The organism is Orbaceae bacterium lpD02 (assembly GCA_036251875.1).
Taxonomy (GTDB): Bacteria; Pseudomonadota; Gammaproteobacteria; order Enterobacterales; family Orbaceae; genus Orbus; species Orbus sturtevantii.
The window spans coordinates 1,939,589-1,958,902 of the sequence record CP133960.1 but is presented as its reverse complement, the minus strand read 5'-3'; the positions used below and the strand labels follow the sequence as shown (position 1 = coordinate 1,958,902).

Annotated in this window: 20 protein-coding genes; 6 read left to right on the top strand and 14 right to left on the bottom strand. The window is 35.5% G+C overall.

From position 1 onward, the window contains the following. Positions 1-11 precede the first annotated feature (11 nt). On the bottom strand, positions 12-1,607 hold the full coding sequence (locus RHO12_08525) for a PTS transporter subunit EIIC (GenBank protein WVD65424.1): 1,596 nt from the start codon (positions 1,605-1,607) through the stop codon (positions 12-14). A gap of 142 nt (positions 1,608-1,749) precedes the next feature. Continuing rightward, positions 1,750-2,526, bottom strand: coding sequence for a MurR/RpiR family transcriptional regulator (locus RHO12_08520; GenBank protein WVD65423.1), 777 nt, complete (start codon positions 2,524-2,526; stop codon positions 1,750-1,752). 226 nt (positions 2,527-2,752) lie between these two features. On the opposite strand from RHO12_08520, the gene typA reads away from it, so the two are divergent. Next, complete coding sequence (gene typA, locus RHO12_08515; GenBank protein ID WVD65422.1) at positions 2,753-4,642, top strand: translational GTPase TypA; 1,890 nt, start codon at positions 2,753-2,755, stop codon at positions 4,640-4,642. Positions 4,643-4,705: 63 nt separating this feature from the next. On the opposite strand, the gene RHO12_08510 is transcribed toward typA, so the two are convergent. From RHO12_08510 to rpiA, 8 genes are all read right to left on the bottom strand, one after another. Next, complete coding sequence (locus RHO12_08510; GenBank protein ID WVD65421.1) at positions 4,706-5,650, bottom strand: hypothetical protein; 945 nt, start codon at positions 5,648-5,650, stop codon at positions 4,706-4,708. A gap of 99 nt (positions 5,651-5,749) precedes the next feature. Then, positions 5,750-6,193, bottom strand: a complete 444-nt coding sequence (locus RHO12_08505; protein WVD65420.1) for a PTS sugar transporter subunit IIA — start codon at positions 6,191-6,193, stop codon at positions 5,750-5,752. A 15-nt stretch (positions 6,194-6,208) separates the two neighbouring features. Beyond that, positions 6,209-6,706, bottom strand: a complete 498-nt coding sequence (locus tag RHO12_08500) for a PTS sugar transporter subunit IIB (GenBank protein ID WVD65419.1) — start codon at positions 6,704-6,706, stop codon at positions 6,209-6,211. 29 nt (positions 6,707-6,735) lie between these two features. Further along, on the bottom strand, positions 6,736-7,623 hold the full coding sequence (locus tag RHO12_08495; protein WVD65418.1) for a PTS system mannose/fructose/sorbose family transporter subunit IID: 888 nt from the start codon (positions 7,621-7,623) through the stop codon (positions 6,736-6,738). Between the two features lie 42 nt (positions 7,624-7,665). Next, positions 7,666-8,499 carry a PTS sugar transporter subunit IIC gene (locus RHO12_08490; protein ID WVD65417.1) on the bottom strand — a complete coding sequence of 278 codons (834 nt, stop codon included), beginning with the start codon at positions 8,497-8,499 and terminating at the stop codon, positions 7,666-7,668. Positions 8,500-8,562: 63 nt separating this feature from the next. After that, a complete protein-coding gene (locus RHO12_08485) occupies positions 8,563-9,540 on the bottom strand; it encodes a D-isomer specific 2-hydroxyacid dehydrogenase family protein (GenBank protein WVD65416.1) in 978 nt (325 codons plus the stop codon). Positions 9,541-9,841: 301 nt separating this feature from the next. Next, a complete protein-coding gene (gene serA, locus RHO12_08480; protein ID WVD65415.1) occupies positions 9,842-11,083 on the bottom strand; it encodes a phosphoglycerate dehydrogenase in 1,242 nt (413 codons plus the stop codon). A 44-nt stretch (positions 11,084-11,127) separates the two neighbouring features. Next, a complete protein-coding gene (gene rpiA, locus RHO12_08475; protein WVD65414.1) occupies positions 11,128-11,784 on the bottom strand; it encodes a ribose-5-phosphate isomerase RpiA in 657 nt (218 codons plus the stop codon). Between the two features lie 163 nt (positions 11,785-11,947). Between rpiA and RHO12_08470 the strand changes: the two genes are divergently transcribed. Continuing rightward, a complete protein-coding gene (locus tag RHO12_08470) occupies positions 11,948-12,844 on the top strand; it encodes a LysR family transcriptional regulator ArgP (GenBank protein WVD65413.1) in 897 nt (298 codons plus the stop codon). Between the two features lie 59 nt (positions 12,845-12,903). On the opposite strand, the gene ftnA is transcribed toward RHO12_08470, so the two are convergent. Then, positions 12,904-13,419, bottom strand: a complete 516-nt coding sequence (gene ftnA / locus RHO12_08465) for a non-heme ferritin (protein WVD65412.1) — start codon at positions 13,417-13,419, stop codon at positions 12,904-12,906. 117 nt (positions 13,420-13,536) lie between these two features. Next, positions 13,537-14,322 carry a tyrosine-protein phosphatase gene (locus RHO12_08460; GenBank protein WVD65411.1) on the bottom strand — a complete coding sequence of 262 codons (786 nt, stop codon included), beginning with the start codon at positions 14,320-14,322 and terminating at the stop codon, positions 13,537-13,539. 179 nt (positions 14,323-14,501) lie between these two features. On the opposite strand from RHO12_08460, the gene pepB reads away from it, so the two are divergent. Continuing rightward, positions 14,502-15,788 carry an aminopeptidase PepB gene (gene pepB / locus RHO12_08455; protein ID WVD65410.1) on the top strand — a complete coding sequence of 429 codons (1,287 nt, stop codon included), beginning with the start codon at positions 14,502-14,504 and terminating at the stop codon, positions 15,786-15,788. An 88-nt stretch (positions 15,789-15,876) separates the two neighbouring features. Here the strand turns inward: pepB and RHO12_08450 are convergent, their stop codons facing one another. Beyond that, positions 15,877-16,356, bottom strand: coding sequence for a peptidylprolyl isomerase (locus RHO12_08450; protein WVD67391.1), 480 nt, complete (start codon positions 16,354-16,356; stop codon positions 15,877-15,879). 261 nt (positions 16,357-16,617) lie between these two features. On the opposite strand from RHO12_08450, the gene RHO12_08445 reads away from it, so the two are divergent. From RHO12_08445 to robA, 3 genes are all read left to right on the top strand, one after another. Further along, a complete protein-coding gene (locus RHO12_08445) occupies positions 16,618-17,286 on the top strand; it encodes a double zinc ribbon domain-containing protein (GenBank protein ID WVD65409.1) in 669 nt (222 codons plus the stop codon). Positions 17,287-17,382: 96 nt separating this feature from the next. Further along, on the top strand, positions 17,383-17,964 hold the full coding sequence (nfuA, locus tag RHO12_08440) for a Fe-S biogenesis protein NfuA (protein ID WVD65408.1): 582 nt from the start codon (positions 17,383-17,385) through the stop codon (positions 17,962-17,964). Positions 17,965-18,066: 102 nt separating this feature from the next. Then, complete coding sequence (robA, locus tag RHO12_08435) at positions 18,067-18,966, top strand: MDR efflux pump AcrAB transcriptional activator RobA (protein ID WVD67390.1); 900 nt, start codon at positions 18,067-18,069, stop codon at positions 18,964-18,966. Between the two features lie 56 nt (positions 18,967-19,022). On the opposite strand, the gene trpR is transcribed toward robA, so the two are convergent. Then, positions 19,023-19,304 carry a trp operon repressor gene (gene trpR, locus RHO12_08430; GenBank protein WVD65407.1) on the bottom strand — a complete coding sequence of 94 codons (282 nt, stop codon included), beginning with the start codon at positions 19,302-19,304 and terminating at the stop codon, positions 19,023-19,025. Positions 19,305-19,314: the final 10 nt, after the last annotated feature.

Here is a 19,314-nt window from a genome sequence, read left to right as displayed (position 1 = left end):
TAATCTGCTCATTAATTTGTTGTGGGAATATTTATCAAATGTGCATCAACAGCCCTTCGGACCGCATTTATTTTTAATCCATATACAACTTGCACATTGTTACCTTTTTTTATTACTGCACTGGCGCCGGTTTGTAACTTTAAGTTATCTTCATCAACCACAGCAACATCACGAATAATTAACCTTAATCGGGTGTAACAGTTATCAACATTTTCAATGTTATCAGGTCCACCGAGCAGAGTGACGATTAGCTTGGCATCAATATCATCATTGGGTTGATGGTCGGTACGTTTTTGTTGTTTTTCCTTATAATCATTTTTTGAATACAGTTTAGTGTCTTGGCCTGAGGATTCTCTACCTAAGGTTTTTAGGTTTAATTTGATAATAAGAAATTTGAAAATAAGATAGTAGAGTACAAAAAACACTAAACCCACCAATATATAATATGGCCAGTCTGTTTTTTCTATACCTAACGGAAGATTAAATAGTAGAAAGTCAATAATTCCATTAGGCCCAATTGCCCTAATATCTAATAGATTGAGTACGACCATACTTAGCCCACTCAACATGGCATGTACAATAAATAAGATGGGCGCAACAAATAGAAACGTAAATTCGATAGGCTCTGTTACACCAGCAATTAAAGAGGCAAATGCGGCAGGAACTAAAATGGCTTTAACTTTAGCTCTATTTTTAGGCTTTGCTGTTTGGTACATTGCCAAGCAAGCACCAAGTAGACCAAACATTTTTGAAATACCCCTAGCGTCCCAAATCACGGTAGGAGAAAGATGCAAAATAGTCGGATCTGCCATTTCTGCATAATAAATATTGCGCGCACCCTCGAGCACTGTGCCGTTGATTTCTACAACGCCACCTAACGGGCTGTATAAAAATGGCGTGTAAACTAAGTGGTGTAAACCGGTAGGAATGAGTATACGTTCCAGCATGCCGTATAAAAATATACCGACCCCACCACTGTGGTTGATAAATTGGCCAAGGCTTAAAATACCATGTTGTACAAATGGCCAAAGATAGGTTAAGCATACTGATAAGATGACCACGACCGGTATTAGTACGATAAACACGAAACGAGATCCGCCATATATTTGTAAGGCGTTGTTAAATTCGATTTCACAGAATCGGTTATGGATATAGGCAGTGACAATACCAAGCATTAGTCCTAAAAATATTCCCATATCAAGAATTTGCACCCCCAAAACGAGAGTTTGCCCCGTTCCTGATAACGGTATGTTTTTCAATAGCATATCTTTTATTTCCATAAATTTATTCATGGAGTAGATAAAAATTAAGAAACTTAATACCGCCGTAAATCCAGCCTCAGATCGTTTTTTTTGTGCTAGCCCTACCGTTAAACCGACACAAAATATTAATCCTAAATTCGAGAGTATTGAGACTAATGCTTTTGAAAGTACGGCAAAAAAGTCTTGAATAAATGGGTGATTTAAAAAGGGGAGTAGTTCTAATAATCTGACGTTAGTAAAAATATTACTGACTGCGATTAAAACACCAACAATAGGTAAAATTAAAACAGGAATAAACATTGCTTTAGAAAAGCGTTGTAAGCTATTCATTATTTTTTCTTTCACTATTCTTCCTCTATTAATATAGTTTTGAATAAATAAATACTATCTTGTTAGTGAAAGTGTTGTATATACGAAAACCAGCAATAGATACAGGTTTCATCAAATAGAAACGAGTTACACGAGCAGAATAATTTGAAAGCGGCCGTTATTTTTTAATTATTAACATTTTATGGTACTTGTAGGTAATGGCTTCGAAAAGTATTAATAGGTTAGGAAAAAAAAGGTTTGGCAAAATATTGAGGTCATCAATTTTATTGTTATCTTCAATTTTAAAATTGATGTTGGATAGTTCTGCTAATGGGTTGAGTAGCTCATTAGTAAATGAAACAACAAAAATACCATTCTCACGGGCAATTCGAGCTTTATTTAAAACTTGTTCTGTATGACCTGATTTTGATACAGCTAAAAAAATACCAATATGGTTTAAATTGTTTTCAAATACTGCTGCAGAATCAGAACCACTAGCAAGCATACTTTTTTTCCCGAGTACCAGTAATTTTTTATGAATATATTCGGCAATAATAGCTGAAAAGCCAGTGGCATAAATAAAAAAGAATTTGTCATCTAACTGAGTCAGTTTTTTGGCAAAAGATGATAACAAATGCTCATCATTAAATTGTTTTAGGTGGGCGGTTGAAAATAGATCATTTTTTTCACTATCAATATCTAACGAGGTTAGTAGCATATTGCTTTTTATCTGTGGATAAAGTTTATAGCGCATATCAACAAAACCAGTATAACCTAGTTTTTTTGTGAGCCTCATAATTACCGATGTTGAAGTATAGTTATTTTTAGCTATACCTCTAACTCCCATATTCATTACGTCATCAATATGCTCAATTATATAAGTTAGAACTCGGCTCTCAACCTCATTAATTTTTTTATTATTAATGATATTTTTAATATTAATGTGGCTATTCACACATATCCCTTATGCATAAAAGTATTTTGTATTGTTTAAAACTTGGTGTTTTGACTAATCAAACATGCGATGTTGTTGAAACACAGCGGTGAACATAGCAAGAAGAGTATCAATTTATTTCTTTGATAAATTCTCCAAAGAATAATAGCTGTAAGTAAAATATTGTATGAAAAACAATCCATATTTCAAAAATAAATGTGATTATTTGTGATCAAGATCAACACTTATGCTAAAAAAGGTGTATAATTTTGCGCCTAGTTATCCTGTTAATTATTCTGGAATAAATATTGTGATTGAAAACTTAAGAAATATTGCCATTATTGCGCACGTTGACCATGGTAAAACGACATTGGTTGATAAATTATTGAAACAATCTGGCACTCTTGGTGAAACGCGTGGTGAGGAAGCCGAACGAGTAATGGACTCTAACGCGATTGAAAAAGAGCGCGGCATTACCATTTTAGCTAAAAACACAGCAATTAATTGGAATAATTACCGAATTAATATTGTTGATACTCCAGGCCATGCTGATTTTGGCGGCGAAGTTGAGCGAGTAATGTCAATGGTTGACTCTGTATTGTTATTGGTTGACGCAATGGATGGTCCAATGCCACAAACCCGTTTTGTGACACAAAAGGCCTTTGCACATGGTTTAAAACCAATTGTTGTTATTAATAAAGTTGACCGCCCTGGCGCTCGTCCTGATTGGGTTGTTGACCAAGTATTTGACCTCTTTGTTAACCTCGGTGCAACAGATGAACAGTTAGATTTTCCAATCATTTATGCTTCAGCATTAATGGGTATTGCAGGTCAAGACCATGAAGTAATGGCGCCAGATATGACCCCTTTATTTGAAGCAATAGTAGAGCACGTTGAGTCGCCAAAAGTTGATGTAGACGGCCCGTTCCAAATGCAAATCTCGCAACTTGATTACAATAACTATGTTGGTGTAATTGGTATTGGCCGAATTAAGCGGGGTCGTATTAAACCAAACCAACAAGTTACTATCATTGATAGTGAAGGTAAAAAACGCAATGGTAAAGTTGGGCAAGTATTAGGTCATCTAGGTTTACAGCGTTATGAAGCAGATGTTGCTGAAGCTGGCGATATTATTGCGATAACAGGGCTGGGTGAACTAGGTATTTCTGACACAATTTGTGATGTTAATGCTGTTGAAGCGCTTCCGGCATTAAGTGTTGATGAGCCGACAGTAACAATGTTCTTTAATGTGAATAACTCTCCATTTGCTGGCAAAGAAGGTAAATTTGTTACTTCTCGTCAAATTTTAGAACGGCTAAGAAAAGAACTTGTTCATAACGTTGCGCTACGCGTTGAAGAAACCCCTGATCCTGATGCGTTCCGTGTTTCTGGTCGTGGCGAACTACATCTGTCCGTTTTAATTGAAAATATGCGTCGAGAAGGCTATGAATTAGGTGTTTCTCGCCCTAAAGTTATTTTTAAAGAAGTTGATGGAAAACGCCAAGAGCCATTTGAACAAGTAACGTTGGATATTGAAGAACAACATCAAGGTTCGGTTATGGAAGCACTGGGTTTACGTAAAGGCGATTTAACTAATATGTTACCTGATGGTAAAGGCCGCGTACGTTTAGATTATATAATTCCAAGTCGAGGTTTAATCGGTTTTAGAACTGATTTTATGACGATGACATCTGGAACCGGTTTACTTTATTCTACATTTGATCATTATGATGATGTACGTCCTGGTGAAATTGGTCAACGTAACAACGGTGTACTTATTTCTAATGGCACAGGTAAAGCACTTGCTTATGCTTTATACAGCTTGCAAGAACGTGGTAAATTATTCTTAGGTCATGGTGCTGAGGTTTATGAAGGCCAAATCATTGGTATTCATACTCGTTCAAATGATTTAACCGTTAACTGCTTAACGGGTAAAAAACTAACTAATATGCGGGCGTCTGGTACGGATGAAGCGACAACGTTATCACCACCAATTAAAATGTCATTAGAGCAATCTATAGAATTTATTGATGACGATGAACTAGTTGAAGTTACACCTATTTCTATCCGCTTACGTAAACGCCATTTAACCGAAAATGATCGTAAGCGTGCACATAGAGGTGGAAATAAAGATTAATTTCCTTTATTGGTCTGTTTATTTAAATCCCCTTTATTGGGGATTTTTTATATTATTACTTTACTACTCATTACTATTTTTGCTAAGTAACTGTTGGCAAATACGGTGAAGCGTTTCTGTATGTTGTTCAATAATAAATGATGATAAATGATCATCTTTACGTGAGTGTGCATTGTTAATGGCGACTTCATTGTTTTCATTTAATACACCAGCGGTAGCCATCATATAATTTTTTAAATTAATCGGCATATTGCCTTGGTGGAAATTAACATTCTCAACCTCAAAATTAGCCGAGGCTGGTTTAAAAAATAGTAATTCTTCACTATTTCCAATGCTATCAAGGAATATTATTTTCTTTTTTGATACGTTATTTGAATAATTTTCTAACATTTTTAGACCATATTGGTTAGAATTGCCGCCGTCATATAACACGAAAGCGATCTTTTTCTTGCTCCTTTTATCTAATTTCTTAATGAGGTTGATAATGGTAATAATGCTTGATGAATTACAAACAAAGTTCTTCTTATTGGCAATACCATTTCTAAATTTTAGGATAAAGAAAAATAGCACAACCGTTGTCAGAATTGAGGCGACACCGGAAAAGCTAAGAAATCCTTGTAGCGCAATATTAGGAATAAAAATAAAATAATTTACTATTACTGATAGCATAAATAAGATAATAATTGGGCTAAGCCCTATAAAGTAACTTAGCTTGCTAAACTGTGGTTTAAAGGCATATGTTTTTAGTAAGTTAAAATTATTTATACCTGTATCATAGTGAGTACAGATAATTAATTCCGCCTTATTTAAATCACCAATATAAGCATTATAGTAGTTTTCATAACGTTTTTTGGCTAATTTTAGTTTGGCTATTTTAGCATCTACGCTATAGCCGAGCCCCATGAGCTCTTTAGCGATAATTCTTAAAAAAGCAATTTTATCTTTATAAGAAAATCGGCGACCAAACATGATACAGTAGCGAAAAACAAGATCTCTAAAATTTTCCATTATATATAAAGTCAAGTTAATTAATGTGGTTAAGCGGATAGCCTATCTAGTTACAATAAGATGCTACCCACTTAATATTATGAGTATACGTGATGTTCGTTAATAATCATCGTCGCTACTTGCTGTTGATGAGTTTGCAAGGCTCTCGATTGCGTCTTGGATGTTTTCACGACCAGCAGCAATACACTCTAGCGTTAAGTCATGCAGTATCGATCCATCACGATTACAGATAGCATTAATGACCATTGGTAAACTCATTCCCGTTATCACTCGAACATTCATACCTAGCTGATCCCAGTCTTGCACACAGCTCATTGAGGCATTGTATGGCGAGGCACCATAGAGATCAACAAAAACTAAAACACCGTGCCCTGAATCTAACATCTTAGAGCAAGCAAGTAGATCAGTTTTAAGCTGGCTAATATCTTGTCCTGGGTTTAGCGATAAGGTTTCAAAATTCGCTTGCTCTCCAACGATCATTGTCGCGCTATCTTTGATTCCCGCCGCCATTTTTCCATGACTAACTAATAAAATACCAATCATTGTCGATAACCTTTATTATTTAAACATTTTGATTGCTTCTTCCAGCATTACTTTTTTCAATGAAGGTGTTGCTTGAAAATAAATTTCCATGTCAGGATAACTATTTTGTAAGTCAATTAATAAATCTAATTGTGCCTTATTAATAGAGACTTCATTTATAATTTTTTCAGCGCCAGGAACTAGCGGTAAGCCACCAAGGTTAAGGTGTTTTACCGGAACGCCTGCTTTGATAATTTTGTGCATTATTTCAATATTTTTAGTAATTAAAATAACATTGAAATCATCATATTGACGGTCGTTCCAATATCTTACAGCACCATCTTCTTTTAGTACTCGAATTTTTTGACCCGTTCTTGAACCAGCCCCTAAAATAATATTTTTAGTAAATTCATCGTTAGCAGAATGGTCATCTGCTACAAAAAGTGCATTAGCGCCAGCAGATTTTGATACATTAGTTGCAACTTGGCCGTGGATTAAGCGACTATCTACGCGTGCTAAAACAATTTTTCCCATAATTAACAACTCCTATAATTTAAAATAAACTAACTAATAACTTTTAAATATTCTACTAATAAATATTCAATTGTGGCCCAAACTCCCAGAATTACGGTTAACCCAATTAAGGCTCGTGTTACTTTTAAGCCTTTTTTCGAGAAATAATAATATAATCCCATTACAACAAGAAGTGGTAAAGCGCCTGGTAAAATTTTGTCTAAAACTTCTTGCACAACGAAATCTTTTCCAGATAAAGTAAATTTTAAAATTGATGAGACTTTTATATAGCTAGCCGCTAAAATACCCATCATAAATAGACCCAAAATAGACAACCCTTCAATGATCATCTGCATCTTATTACCAACAACTTCAGTTGCTGCGTTTCGACCAAGTCTAAAACCTAATTGTGCAAAGTAATAGCCAACAAATAATTGGTAAAAAACAAACGCAATAAATGGGAATAATGCCCCAATTGCTAACCCTTGTTGTGCCCACGGCAACGCGATGGCAATAAATATATATTGGACGGTACCCGAGTCAATTGCATCGCCAATACCCGCTAAAGCCCCCATTAAGCCAGCTTTGGTATTATAAATAAGATCATCATCAATACTAATTGGTTTTTTTTGGTGAACTTCATCCGCTCGAATCGATTCAAGCGAAGCCATAATACCGGAAATAGTCCCGCCTCCCCACGTTAGCTGAGTATTAAAAAACAATAAATGCCTTTGGTAAGCAGCAGCAAGGTCACTTTTATTCTTATACAGTTTTTTCAAAATTGGCATTAAGCCCCATAGTAGTGATGAAGCAAGGTAGCGGTCAAAGGAGTGTGGAATTTCATTTGCGTAATACCACCTTAGCCAAGCGATAGTAATATCTTTTTTAGTAATAGTTTCTGGTTTCAAATCAATACTTTCTTGCATTATTTCTGTCATAGTCGTATACCTCTATTTTTTATTAATCAAAATGGCATATGATTAATAATCGTCATCATCAGCTTGGCTAGCGTTATTTGAGTTTGTGTTGCCATTTTTAGCAATAGCCCCGGCGGCCTCATTTTTAGCAAGAACAAAGATAAATGCAATAATTGCACCAAGAATTGCATAAGTTACCATAGTGATGCTTAATGGTTTAGTAACAACGGCAGCAAAATAAGCGAGTAAAAAGAACACAATATAACTTCGTTTACCAATAACATAGATCGTTAAGGCAATACCGACTGCAGCAAGCCCACCACCGATAACATTTAGAATATGGAAAGCAAGCCCACCAGCATTGGATTTTATGATATCAGCAATAACTGGCGCACCAAAATATAAGGCGGCGAACATAAATGGGAAAAATAACATCACACCAGCAAGAAATGGCAAGATAATAACTGAAAGCGTTAATCCGTGGCTATTGCCGTCCACTGCATATTTTTCGGTTAGCTTCATAATTATCGTATTGAGGAAAAAGCGGAATTGGTATAAGTATGAGCCTAATAAACCAACAGGAACGGCAACCGCAACGGCCGCAGTTGGCTCCATTTTACCTAATACTGCGACAGGCACCGCAACCGCCGTTGCAATTGCCGGTTCTGATGGCATCTGTCCTCCCGGAGAAAACACCCCCATATAAATAAGTTGTATTGCGGCAGTTGTTACCATTGCGTGCGGGATATCATTAAATACTACTCCAACTACTAGTCCTGTCATCATTGGAGAAAAGCGTAGTGTTAATGTCGCTCCTCCCAGTCCTCTTGACATAACTAGCGCCACCCAAATAGCAATAATACTCGCTTGAAGAACTGTTACATGCATATCTTGCATATGTAAACTCCTTGCATAATAAAAAAATTATTTTGATAAAAATTTAAAAAAATGAAAATCTTATTAAGAAACGACACTTTCTAGTTTAACGTTTTTTACAAGATTTTCTACATCGCTAACACATTTTTCTCCCATACCCTGTAAACATTCAATTGCATATGCTGAAGTGTGTGGCGTAACTAATACTTTTGGATGTTGAACTAGTGGGTGATCATTATATGATGGCTCAATATACATCACGTCTGTTGCATGACCTGCGACGATATTTTTATCTAACGCACGTAGTAAAGCAGCTTCATTGATTAGTTCGGCTCGAGCGGTATTGGTAATATAAACACCTTTTTTCATTAATGAGAATTCACGTTCATTTAAGATGTTATAGCTTGTATCGTTTAACGATGCATTTAAAGAAATAACATCAGCGTGTTTTAGTAGGTAGTCTAATTCTACGATTTCTATATTATGTTTTTGTGCCCAGTTTTTATCAATTTTAGGATCTGTTACTAATAATCTAGCATTAAAACCATGTTTGAATATTTCGGCTACTCGGCTGCCAATATTACCACAACCAATCACGCCAATTGTTTTACCGGTAATATTCATTCCTAAAAAGTTTGCCCGTTTACTCCATTGATTGGCTTTCACGGCGGCTTGTGATTCCGTGGTTCGTCTTACTAACGCAAGTAAATTTGCGACTGCGTTTTCAGCTACAGCATCTCGTTCAACTAGCGGTGGAACAATGCTAACGATTGTCTGATGGTTTTTAGCTGCGGCGATATCAACATTATTGTATCCAATACCATGACGGGAAATAAGGAGTAGCTCATCTTTATTATCAAAAAAGTCTTTATAGAAAAAAGGTCTGACACTTGCAATAATAATATTAAATCCTTTTAAGGCATGAGCTAATTCTTTGCCATCAATATTATTGTCAAACGTGAATGTTTTGACTTCGCCTATTTCTTCTAATCGTTGCAAATGTTCAGGAAAATATTTCCCAAAGCTGCTTGAATTTACGATTGCTATTTTGTAATTTTTCACACAGACTCCTATTTACATAAACTGATATATCTTCTAGGTTAGAAAAAATTTCAATTACCGGCAGAACTCATCTATTTACTCCCGTTAATCTCGTTTAGATCTAAAAGATAGCCGTTATTACTTACGTTATTGATTTAATTATTAATGTGACCGGTCACAAGAAGCAATATAGAATATAAAAAAAAAAAAATCTAAACCTAGATCACATATTTGAAATAAATTTGAATATTATTATTATGTTAAAAATAATTGGGTTTGGTTTTAAACTTAATAGAAGGGCATCTTGCCCTTCTCTGTGAGATTAAAATAATAATCTCGCTCTAATCGTGCCTGGTACGTTTTTTAATTCAACTAATACTTCTTCGGCTTTATTAAAGTCCACATTATCAATATCAATAACAACATAACCAACTTGAGAGCTTGTTTGTAAGTACTGCGCGGCAATGTTTAATCCTCGGTTCGCAATTAATGTATTAATTGCTGTTAATACTCCAGGTTGATTTGCATGGATATTTAAAAAACGACTGACACCTTTTGCTGGAACGGGCAGCGATACTTCAGGGAAATTTACTGAACTTAATGTTGACCCAGTATCTGAATATTTGGCAAGTTTTGTTGCGACTTCAATACCAATATTTTCTTGTGCTTCAATTGTAGATCCGCCAATGTGTGGTGTAATAATAACATTATCATATTGACACAATGGTGAGTAAAAAGGCTCGCTATTACTTGCTGGCTCAGTGGGGAAGACATCAATTGCCGCTCCAGCAATATGTTTGTTCTCTATTCCCTCTGCCAAAGCATCAAGATCAACGGTAGATCCTCGAGATGCATTGATTAAAATAGAGCGCGGTTTCATCATTGCTAGCTCAGCTTTACCTATCATATTTAGTGTGGTTGCATTTTCTGGTACGTGCAGTGAAATAACATCACATTTTTCAAGTAAAGATTGTAATGTCGGCATCTGTTTGGCATTGCCTAATGAAAGTTTGGTCTCCGTGTCATAGAAATAAATTTTCATACCGAGTGATTCCGCTAGAACACTAAGCTGGCTGCCTATATGTCCATAACCAATAATTCCTAAACGTTTTCCCCTTGTTTCATGCGAGCCGAGCGCAATTTTATTCCATTTACCTAGATGCGCTTGAGCGTTAACTTCAGGTATGCGTCTAAATAACAAAATAATCTCAGCTAAAACCAGTTCGGCAACCGAGCGAGTATTGGAAAAAGGGGCATTAAAAACAGGAATTCCTTTTGTCGCCGCTGCAGCTAAATTTACTTGGTTGGTTCCTATACAAAAGCATCCTATCGCAGCTAGTTTTGGGGCCGAATTAATAATGTCTTCAGAGAGTTGAGTTCTCGAGCGGATACCAATAAAACGCGCATCTTTTATTGCTTGTTTTAGTTCGTTTTCACTTAACGCCCCTTTATGGTACTCAATGTTAGTATAACCCGATGATTTTAAAATTTCGATCGCACTTGGATGAACACCTTCAAGTAATAAAAATTTATTTTCATTTTTAGTTAGTGCTTGAACAACCATGTTATCCTCTCTTTAGATTAATTTATAATTAGTTTACTAGAAATTTAATTTACCTCTTTTACGCCATTTGCCGTACCAACAAGTGCTATATTAGCCGCGCGGCGGGCAAATAACCCAACGGTAACAACGCCAGCAATGTTATTTATTTTATTTTCCATTTCTACTGGATTTGGAATCATAAAATCATGAATGTCTAAAATAACATTACCGTTATCAGTTATTACACCCTGGCGGTAGATAGGTTTGCCACCTAGTTTAAAGAGTTCTCTTGCTACATAAGAACGAGCCATAGGAATGACTTCAATGGGTAATGGGAATTTTCCCAAGGTATGAACTAGCTTTGATTCATCAACAATGCAGATAAATTGTTTACTAATTGCAGAAATAATTTTTTCTCGAGTGAGGGCCGCACCGCCACCTTTTATCATATGCATTTGATGATTAATCTCATCGGCACCGTCAACATAAATATCTAAACTATCAACTTCATTGGAATCGAAAACGGGGATCCCATAGGCCTTCAATTTAGCGGTTGAGGCTTCAGAGCTTGAAACTGCACCAATAATATCATTTTTAATCGTCGCTAATGCGTCAATAAAATAGGCAGCGGTAGAACCAGTTCCAACCCCAACAATTGTATTAGGTTTAACGAATTTAAGTGCGGCAAAACCTACTGCTTTTTTGAGTTCATTTTGAGTCATTAGCGTTACCTTTGATTGATTTTTCACAAAAAATAAAAATTTTAAAAGCAATCTATTGCTAGATATGGCATAGTAACCAATTAGAATGTAAAAATCATTATGATTTTGATAAAACTAATTAATATTTTAACGATACCATTAACAATAAATTATTATAAAAACCATGAAACGTCCAGATTATAGAGCATTGCAAGCATTAGATGCTGTGATAAAAGAGCGCGGATTTGAACGTGCAGCGGATAAGCTATGTATTACACAACCAGCAGTCTCACAGCGAATTAAGCAGTTAGAGAGCTTTTTTGGCCAGCAACTATTGGTTCGGACTATTCCTCCAAAAGCAACTAAGCAAGGTGAGCACTTATTAGGGCTACTTCATCAAGTTGAACTATTAGAGCACCAATGGCTTGGTTACAATGATACTAATACTACACCATTATCTCTTTCGGTTGCGGTTAATGCCGACTCTTTAGCGACTTGGCTACTACCTGCATTGAAAAACGTATTGGATAAAAATAACTTACGTTTTGATATCCAAGTTAAGGACGAAGAGCACACGTTAGATCTATTGCGCTTAGGTACAGTAGTTGGTGCGATTAGTATTCAAGAACTACCATTACCGGGGTGTTTGTCTGATAAGTTAGGTGCTTTAGACTATATTTTTGTTGCTTCCCCTGATTTTGCTAAGCGTTATTTCCCAAACGGCGTTACTCGATCGACCTTGATGAAAGCCCCTGCTGTTGCTTTTGATCATTTAGATGATATGCATCAGATGTTTTTAAATGAAAATTTTAATTTAGCACCAGGCAGTGTTGTCTGTCATATAACCAGCTCATCTGAAGCTTTTGTTCAGCTGGCAAAACAAGGTTCAGCTTGTTGTATGTTGCCAATTCTTCAAGTTGAAAAAGAGCTTAAAAGTGGTGAGTTAGTTAATTTAACTGAAGGATTATTTCAACGGCGAATGCTTTATTGGCACCGTTTTGCTCCAGAAAGTAACGTAATGCAAAATATTTCCGAAACAATGCTTAATTATGCTAAAAATGTTTTGTGGCAAGATAGTTAAATTTATACACTAAGGTGATTTGTTCAAAACACCTTAGTACTAAAATGTAAATATTTATACTAGATATTATTGGTAAGACCAGATTCAGATAATACTTGATTGAAATCCTTATCCATAAAAAATAAATCGCGTTTATTCTCTCCGACCAATTCCAATTTATCTACGATAGTTTTAAATAGTTTCTCTTCTTCGTGTTGTTCGGCAATATACCATTGTAAAAATTGAAATGTCGCATAATCTTTTTTGGTTAATGCATAATCGACAAGTGCATTAATTGCTTGGCTAATTTTTATTTCGTGGGAGTAAGCTTTTTTAAATACATCATTTAATGATTTGAATTTTGTATCTGGTGCATCAATTTTTCCAACAATAGCAAGTGAGCCGCAATCTTGTACGTAATCAAATAACCGCTGCATATGAGCTAATTCCTCTTTAGCATGATCTCGCAGGAAGCGGGCGAAGGTTGAAAAGTTTTGGTCGTCACACCAAGCACTCATTTGTAGATAAAGATTTGATGAATAAAATTCCAGGTTAAGTTGGTTATTGAGTTTTGTAGCCATTTCTTTTGTTAACATGATATTACTCCCATATTGTTATCAATTACTTTTTGTAATATTTATTGGTACTCACTATCATTAATACACGTTTTTGCATATTTAGTTTAGCATATATCTAAACCGTATTAACAGGAATCAAGTTAGATAATAATTTTGAATGGTTTGACGTTTACTCTCATTCAATTGATACTCATGCTCAAGCCAGTTGTTAATTGTTTTATATTCATTTTTAATCGCATCAATTGCTGATTGTAGGTAGGTTGGTTTAGCCGCAAAAAATTGTTTGCGGTTCTCTATTTCCTGAGCGGTTAAGTATGTTTGATAGTGCGAAAGCTGTTTTTCCCTAAAGCTGGTCAGTAATTGATCTGACAATAAATAATCAGCCATAATTGTTTGTTCGTCAACACCTAAAGCAAATAGTGTTAAGGCTACGCCAACACCCGTTCTATCTTTACCTATTGCGCAGTGTTGCACTATCGATTTGCCATCGCTATTTAATAATAATTTGATTAGGGTTTGGTAAGCTGCATTATTGAAAGGCAGCAATTGATAAAGCTTAATCATAAAATCATTAGGAAACTCTTTTTTTAGCGAGTTAGTGCTCGCTAACTCTTTTGTTAAATTAGCCGTAACATCATCACTCATTGGATTGGCCGGAATGTTAAAATATTGTACTTGGTGCCATAATTTATCGGGTCTTGTTTGTGTTTCAATATGGTCGCGGTAATCTAGCACAATATTTAGATCTAATTCTTTAGCAATAAAATTTTGCTCATCTAAGGTAATTTGATTAAAATCACCGGATCGAAATAGTCGATTTGGTTTAATTTTTCGCCCATCCTGCGTTTTAATTCCGCCAAGATCACGGAAATTAATACCATTTTTTATCGTTAAAATTTCAGATGACAGCTGTGACATCATTACCTCTTTGTTATTTTTTGTTTGGGACTAAATTATAACCTAAACTCATATATTAAAAAGCGCTAAACGAGCGGTTAAGTTGCGTCGTTCAATCGAATTTTAGTGCGAGTTTATATTAATCTGCTATTTTGTTAAAATAGTCACTAAGTCATTATTTATCATCAAATGGAGCACATCTTATGTCTAAAATATCGATTTTTTTAGCGAGTAAAGCCGCAAGCTCACAATGGGGTAAATCAGCTTTATTAAGCTATGCTGATGCTGGGATAACAATTCATTATAAAAAAGAATCTCGGCTCGATGCTATTCAACGAGCTGGAAGAAAAATAGAGAGTCAAGGAATCCTCCATTGTAAGTTAGCCGGAGATGGTTGGGATCTCGAGGCTAGTTGGCATTTCTGGTTAGGTTATCGACAACCTAAAAGTTGTCAAATAGCGAAAATTGAATGGGCAAAGCTTACTAAACAAGATGCTCAGGAGTTAGAAAATCGATTATTAATCATTGATTGGACTCGAAATGTTGTTAATCAGCCAGCCGAAGAACAAAGCCCGCGACAACTAGCTCAGTGTTGTGTGGATTTGCTAACATCGCTTTCATCTAAGGTTAAGTATCAATTTATTGAGGCTGACGAACTAAAAGATAAGAACTATATGGGGATTTATACTGTAGGAAAAGGTTCAAACCGTCCCCCTGTATTATTAGAACTTGATTACAACCCTGCACAAAATAACGATACTCCAATCACTGTTTGTTTAGTTGGCAAAGGAATTACTTTCGATTCAGGTGGGTATAGTCTTAAACCGAGTAATTTTATGGAGTCGATGCGCTCTGATATGGGCGGGGCAGCATTAGTTACTGGCGCGCTTGCTTTAGCTATTGCAAGAGGACTTAACTACCGAGTAAAACTCTATTTATGTTGTGCCGATAATTTGGTGAGCGGTAATGCGTTCAAATTAGGCGATATTATTTATTATCGAAACAAAGTCAGCGTGGAAATAGAAAATACTGATGCAGAAGGACGCTTAGTTCTCGCTGATGGGCTGCTGTGCGCAGATAATGATAATGCGAAATATATTATCGACTGTGCAACTCTTACAGGGGCAGCTAAAGCAGCGGTAGGTAATGATTATCAATCTTTACTGTCTTTTGATGATAAATTTGCAAGCCAACTTTTACAAAGTGCCAATGATGAATATGAAGCTTTTTGGCGACTCCCTCTTGCTGAATTTCATCGTGCGCAATTTCCATCAGCTTTTGCTAAAATTGGCAACTCAGGTCTACCAAATACAGCTGGAGCCAGTACAGCAGCAGCTTTTTTATCATATTTTATCAAAAACTATAAGGAAAATTGGTTACATATCGATTGCTCAGCAACTTTTCGTAAAAGCGCAACGGCTTTATGGGCGACAGGAGCAACTGGTATTGGCGTTAGGTCATTAGCTAATTTATTAATGAAACTTAAATAAAAAAAGCGGCTAAATTATGAAGTGACCCCCAGTAATTGGTTGTCCAACTATTGGGGGTCACTTCAAAAAGCGCTTTTCTAATGTAAGACTATTCAACGACCGTTACTTCAGTGATATAAATTGGTTCAGTAGGGACATTTTGATGTGGGCCTTTGCGTTCTGTTTGAACATTAACAATTTTATCCACTATATCCATCCCTTCTATTACTTTACCAAAAACAGCATAACCATAATTGCTTGGAGATTGATAGTTAAGGAAATCATTGTCCACAACATTGATAAAAAATTGGCTGGTTGCACTATCTGGCTCACTTGTTCTGGCCATTGCAATCGTGCCTCGATCATTTTTCAAACCGTTATTAGCTTCATTTTTAATTGGTGAATTAGGTGTTTTAAAGTTTAATTGTGCATCAGCTCCACCACCTTGGATCATGAAATTAGGGATGACACGGTGGAAAATAAGTCCATCATAGTAACCATTATTAACGTACTCAATGAAGTTTTTTGTTGTGATTGGTGCATGCTCATTATCAAGTTCAATTTTGATATTTCCTGCACTTGTTTTCATTAAAACATGAGTATTTGCTAAAGCAATAGTAGATATTAATGATAATCCTAATGTTAGTAGTAAGACCTTAATTTTATTCACATGAAATTTCCTATAATTTGTTATTAGTTGTGCAATTATAGCCAATTCTCACAATCATAAAATAATTTTCTGTAAAAATTTACATAATATTGGGTGCAGCTTCTCATTATATCGCTTTATTTGGTAATAACTCGATGTTTTGATTACCGTTGTGCTAACAGGAATAAATTGGAGTATTTTATGAATTGCATATTATGTCGTTTACCTCTAACTTTACATTGGGGAATTTGTAGCCAATGTTTTCGTCATCTTCCCTATTTTGTCTCTGTTTGTTATAGGTGTGGGTTGCCTTTATTTATTAAAGACACGCCTTGCTATCATTGCTTGTCATTGAAACCGAATTGGCATAGGTTAATTGCAGTTGCTGATTATCAAAAACCGTTCACTAAACTTATTTATCAGTTCAAATTTAATCAAAAAACAGAGCTATCTTATCCTTTAGCTCGGTTAATATTTTTAGCATGGTATAACGCGCGTTTATCTACTGGTTTAATTAAGCCAGATATTGTGACGTGTGTACCTTTGCATCATAATCGTTATTGGTCAAGAGGCTATAATCAGTCAGCACTATTAGCAAAACATATCGCTTATTGGTTAGGTGCTGATTTCAGACCTTATTTACTCCAGCGTAAAAATAATCAAGCTGATCAAAAGAGTTTATCAAAATTGCAACGGCGACAAAATGTCGAACATATCTTTTATTGTAAGGCGAGTTTAATGGAAAAAACAATTGCAGTTATTGATGACATTGTTACAACAGGATATACCATTAATGAAGTCAGTAAGCAGTTGATGTTGCAAGGTGCGTTAAACATTCAGGTACTTTGTTTATGCCGCACGACCTTGTAAAAGCTAAAACAAGCTATATAATAATTGATAAATTAAGTCAACTATTATCCTGTAACTGTGTATATGGGATATTTGTTATCGACAGGTGAGAATTATATGTCAATTATTACGATTAGTGATTCAGCTAAAGCACATTTTAAAAAATTATTAAGTAACCAATCTGATGGAACACAAATTCGTGTTTTTGTTATTAATCCGGGTACTCCAACTGCGGAATGTGGAGTATCTTATTGTCCTGTCGATTCAATTGAAGAATCTGATATTGAAGAAAAAAATGGTGATTTTTCTATTTATATTGATGAAATCAGTGCGCCTTTTTTAGAGGAAGCAATAATTGATTTCGTTACTGATGAACTCGGTTCGCAGTTAACATTAAAAGCCCCTAATTCTAAAATGAAGAAAGTTGCGGATGATGCGCCGTTAATTGAGCGCGTTAATTATATGATTCAATCTGAAATTAATCCTCAATTAGCAGGGCATGGTGGATATGTTAGCTTAGTTGAATTAACTGAAGATAATCATGTTATTTTACAATTCGGTGGGGGATGTAATGGTTGCTCAATGGTCGACTATACCTTGAAAGAAGGAATAGAAAAGCAATTGTTAGCGGCATTTCCCGAACTTTCTGGGGTGAGGGATTTAACCGATCATCAAGCAGGTTCTCACTCTTATTATTAATAACATAAAATTTAAAATTATCATTTTTTTCTTTGATTATGCTTGGACTTACGGCATAATCGCGAGACTGGTGAGCTAACTTATGGATAATGATGTATTATGATTAATCAAGCCAATGTTATTTCCGATCTAATCATTTGGATTGAAAAAAATTTAGAGCAGCCTCTATCGATTGATCATGTTGCAGATAAATCTGGTTATTCAAAATGGCATCTCCAGCGTATGTTTAAAAAAGTGACGGACCAAATTCTTGGCACTTATATTCGGCATCGTCGCTTAACTCATGCTGCATTAGCGCTTAAGCTTACAAGTAAACCGATTTTAGATATCGCTATGCAATATCGATTTGATTCGCAACAAACGTTTACTCGGTCATTTAAAAAACAATTTAATGAAACCCCCGCCACTTATCGCCGTAATGAATTTTGGGATCCAAGTGGGCTGACTCCGCCAATTGAATTAAATAAAACCCACCTTCGGTTACCTGAGCCAACTTTTATTGATTTTCCTCAGCAGGTTTTCTGGGGTGTTACATATAAAAATAACTGTAGTTTAAATGAATTGCTACAACATAATGCTATTTTGAGAAAACAATTCTTTGTTGACTATTTAGATAAATATTTTAAAAATAATGAAACGTTGCCAAACCAAATTTATACTTTTAGCCAAATCTGTAAAGGCAAAGATCATTTTGATGAACAAGAAGTGCTTTATACTATTGCGATTGAAGATAATAGTATCATTGAAAATGCGGAAAAATATGTCAGCCAAGGCGGTTTATATCTTTGTTTTAAATATATTGGCCCGCCATCAGGCCTGCTAGACTTTATTTCACAAATTTACTTTGCCGCTATACCTATGCTGGAAGTTAAATTACGTCACGGTGATACCATTGAAATTCATCATAATCATAGTAACTTAACGCCAGTGTCTAATTTGACCGAGATCCCGTTAGTTGAATGTGACTACTGCGTTCCGATTATAATGAAAGGTGATGATTAAAAATCATCTATTCGAATTGACTCGTTAATTGCAAGCGGTGCTTATTCAGTTAGCCCTTAATTTAGTAAGGCTTTTTTGAGCCACAGCTTAAATTCAGGTGAAATATCTTTTAGAGAATTAGAGCCTCTAGTGACCGTTGCAATACCAATACCTAACTGTTCTCTAAGCTGGCGTTGATTAATTTTTCCGTCAAGTAATGCTTTAACTATTTTTACCCGTGTAATGAGGGCGTTACGTTCATCGATAGTCATTAATAGTTTAAAAATATCAAATTGATGATTATCATCAAAGGCTCTATGCAAAAAATCTACCGTCTTTTGCCAATCATCTTTTTCCATTGTGTCCTCG

What these genes read in the sequence shown, in the direction of transcription:
- typA (WVD65422.1), top strand. Translation starts at nt 2,753, where the DNA reads ATGCTAAAAAAGGTGTATAATTTTGCGCCTAGTTATCCTGTTAATTAT.
- RHO12_08510 (WVD65421.1), bottom strand. Translation starts at nt 5,650, where the DNA reads ATGGAAAATTTTAGAGATCTTGTTTTTCGCTACTGTATCATGTTTGGT.
- RHO12_08505 (WVD65420.1), bottom strand. Translation starts at nt 6,193, where the DNA reads ATGATTGGTATTTTATTAGTTAGTCATGGAAAAATGGCGGCGGGAATC.
- RHO12_08500 (WVD65419.1), bottom strand. Translation starts at nt 6,706, where the DNA reads ATGGGAAAAATTGTTTTAGCACGCGTAGATAGTCGCTTAATCCACGGC.
- RHO12_08495 (WVD65418.1), bottom strand. Translation starts at nt 7,623, where the DNA reads ATGACAGAAATAATGCAAGAAAGTATTGATTTGAAACCAGAAACTATT.
- RHO12_08490 (WVD65417.1), bottom strand. Translation starts at nt 8,499, where the DNA reads ATGCAAGATATGCATGTAACAGTTCTTCAAGCGAGTATTATTGCTATT.
- serA (WVD65415.1), bottom strand. Translation starts at nt 11,083, where the DNA reads ATGGTTGTTCAAGCACTAACTAAAAATGAAAATAAATTTTTATTACTT.
- rpiA (WVD65414.1), bottom strand. Translation starts at nt 11,784, where the DNA reads ATGACTCAAAATGAACTCAAAAAAGCAGTAGGTTTTGCCGCACTTAAA.
- RHO12_08470 (WVD65413.1), top strand. Translation starts at nt 11,948, where the DNA reads ATGAAACGTCCAGATTATAGAGCATTGCAAGCATTAGATGCTGTGATA.
- ftnA (WVD65412.1), bottom strand. Translation starts at nt 13,419, where the DNA reads ATGTTAACAAAAGAAATGGCTACAAAACTCAATAACCAACTTAACCTG.
- RHO12_08460 (WVD65411.1), bottom strand. Translation starts at nt 14,322, where the DNA reads ATGATGTCACAGCTGTCATCTGAAATTTTAACGATAAAAAATGGTATT.
- pepB (WVD65410.1), top strand. Translation starts at nt 14,502, where the DNA reads ATGTCTAAAATATCGATTTTTTTAGCGAGTAAAGCCGCAAGCTCACAA.
- RHO12_08450 (WVD67391.1), bottom strand. Translation starts at nt 16,356, where the DNA reads ATGAAAACAAGTGCAGGAAATATCAAAATTGAACTTGATAATGAGCAT.
- RHO12_08445 (WVD65409.1), top strand. Translation starts at nt 16,618, where the DNA reads ATGAATTGCATATTATGTCGTTTACCTCTAACTTTACATTGGGGAATT.
- nfuA (WVD65408.1), top strand. Translation starts at nt 17,383, where the DNA reads ATGTCAATTATTACGATTAGTGATTCAGCTAAAGCACATTTTAAAAAA.
- trpR (WVD65407.1), bottom strand. Translation starts at nt 19,304, where the DNA reads ATGGAAAAAGATGATTGGCAAAAGACGGTAGATTTTTTGCATAGAGCC.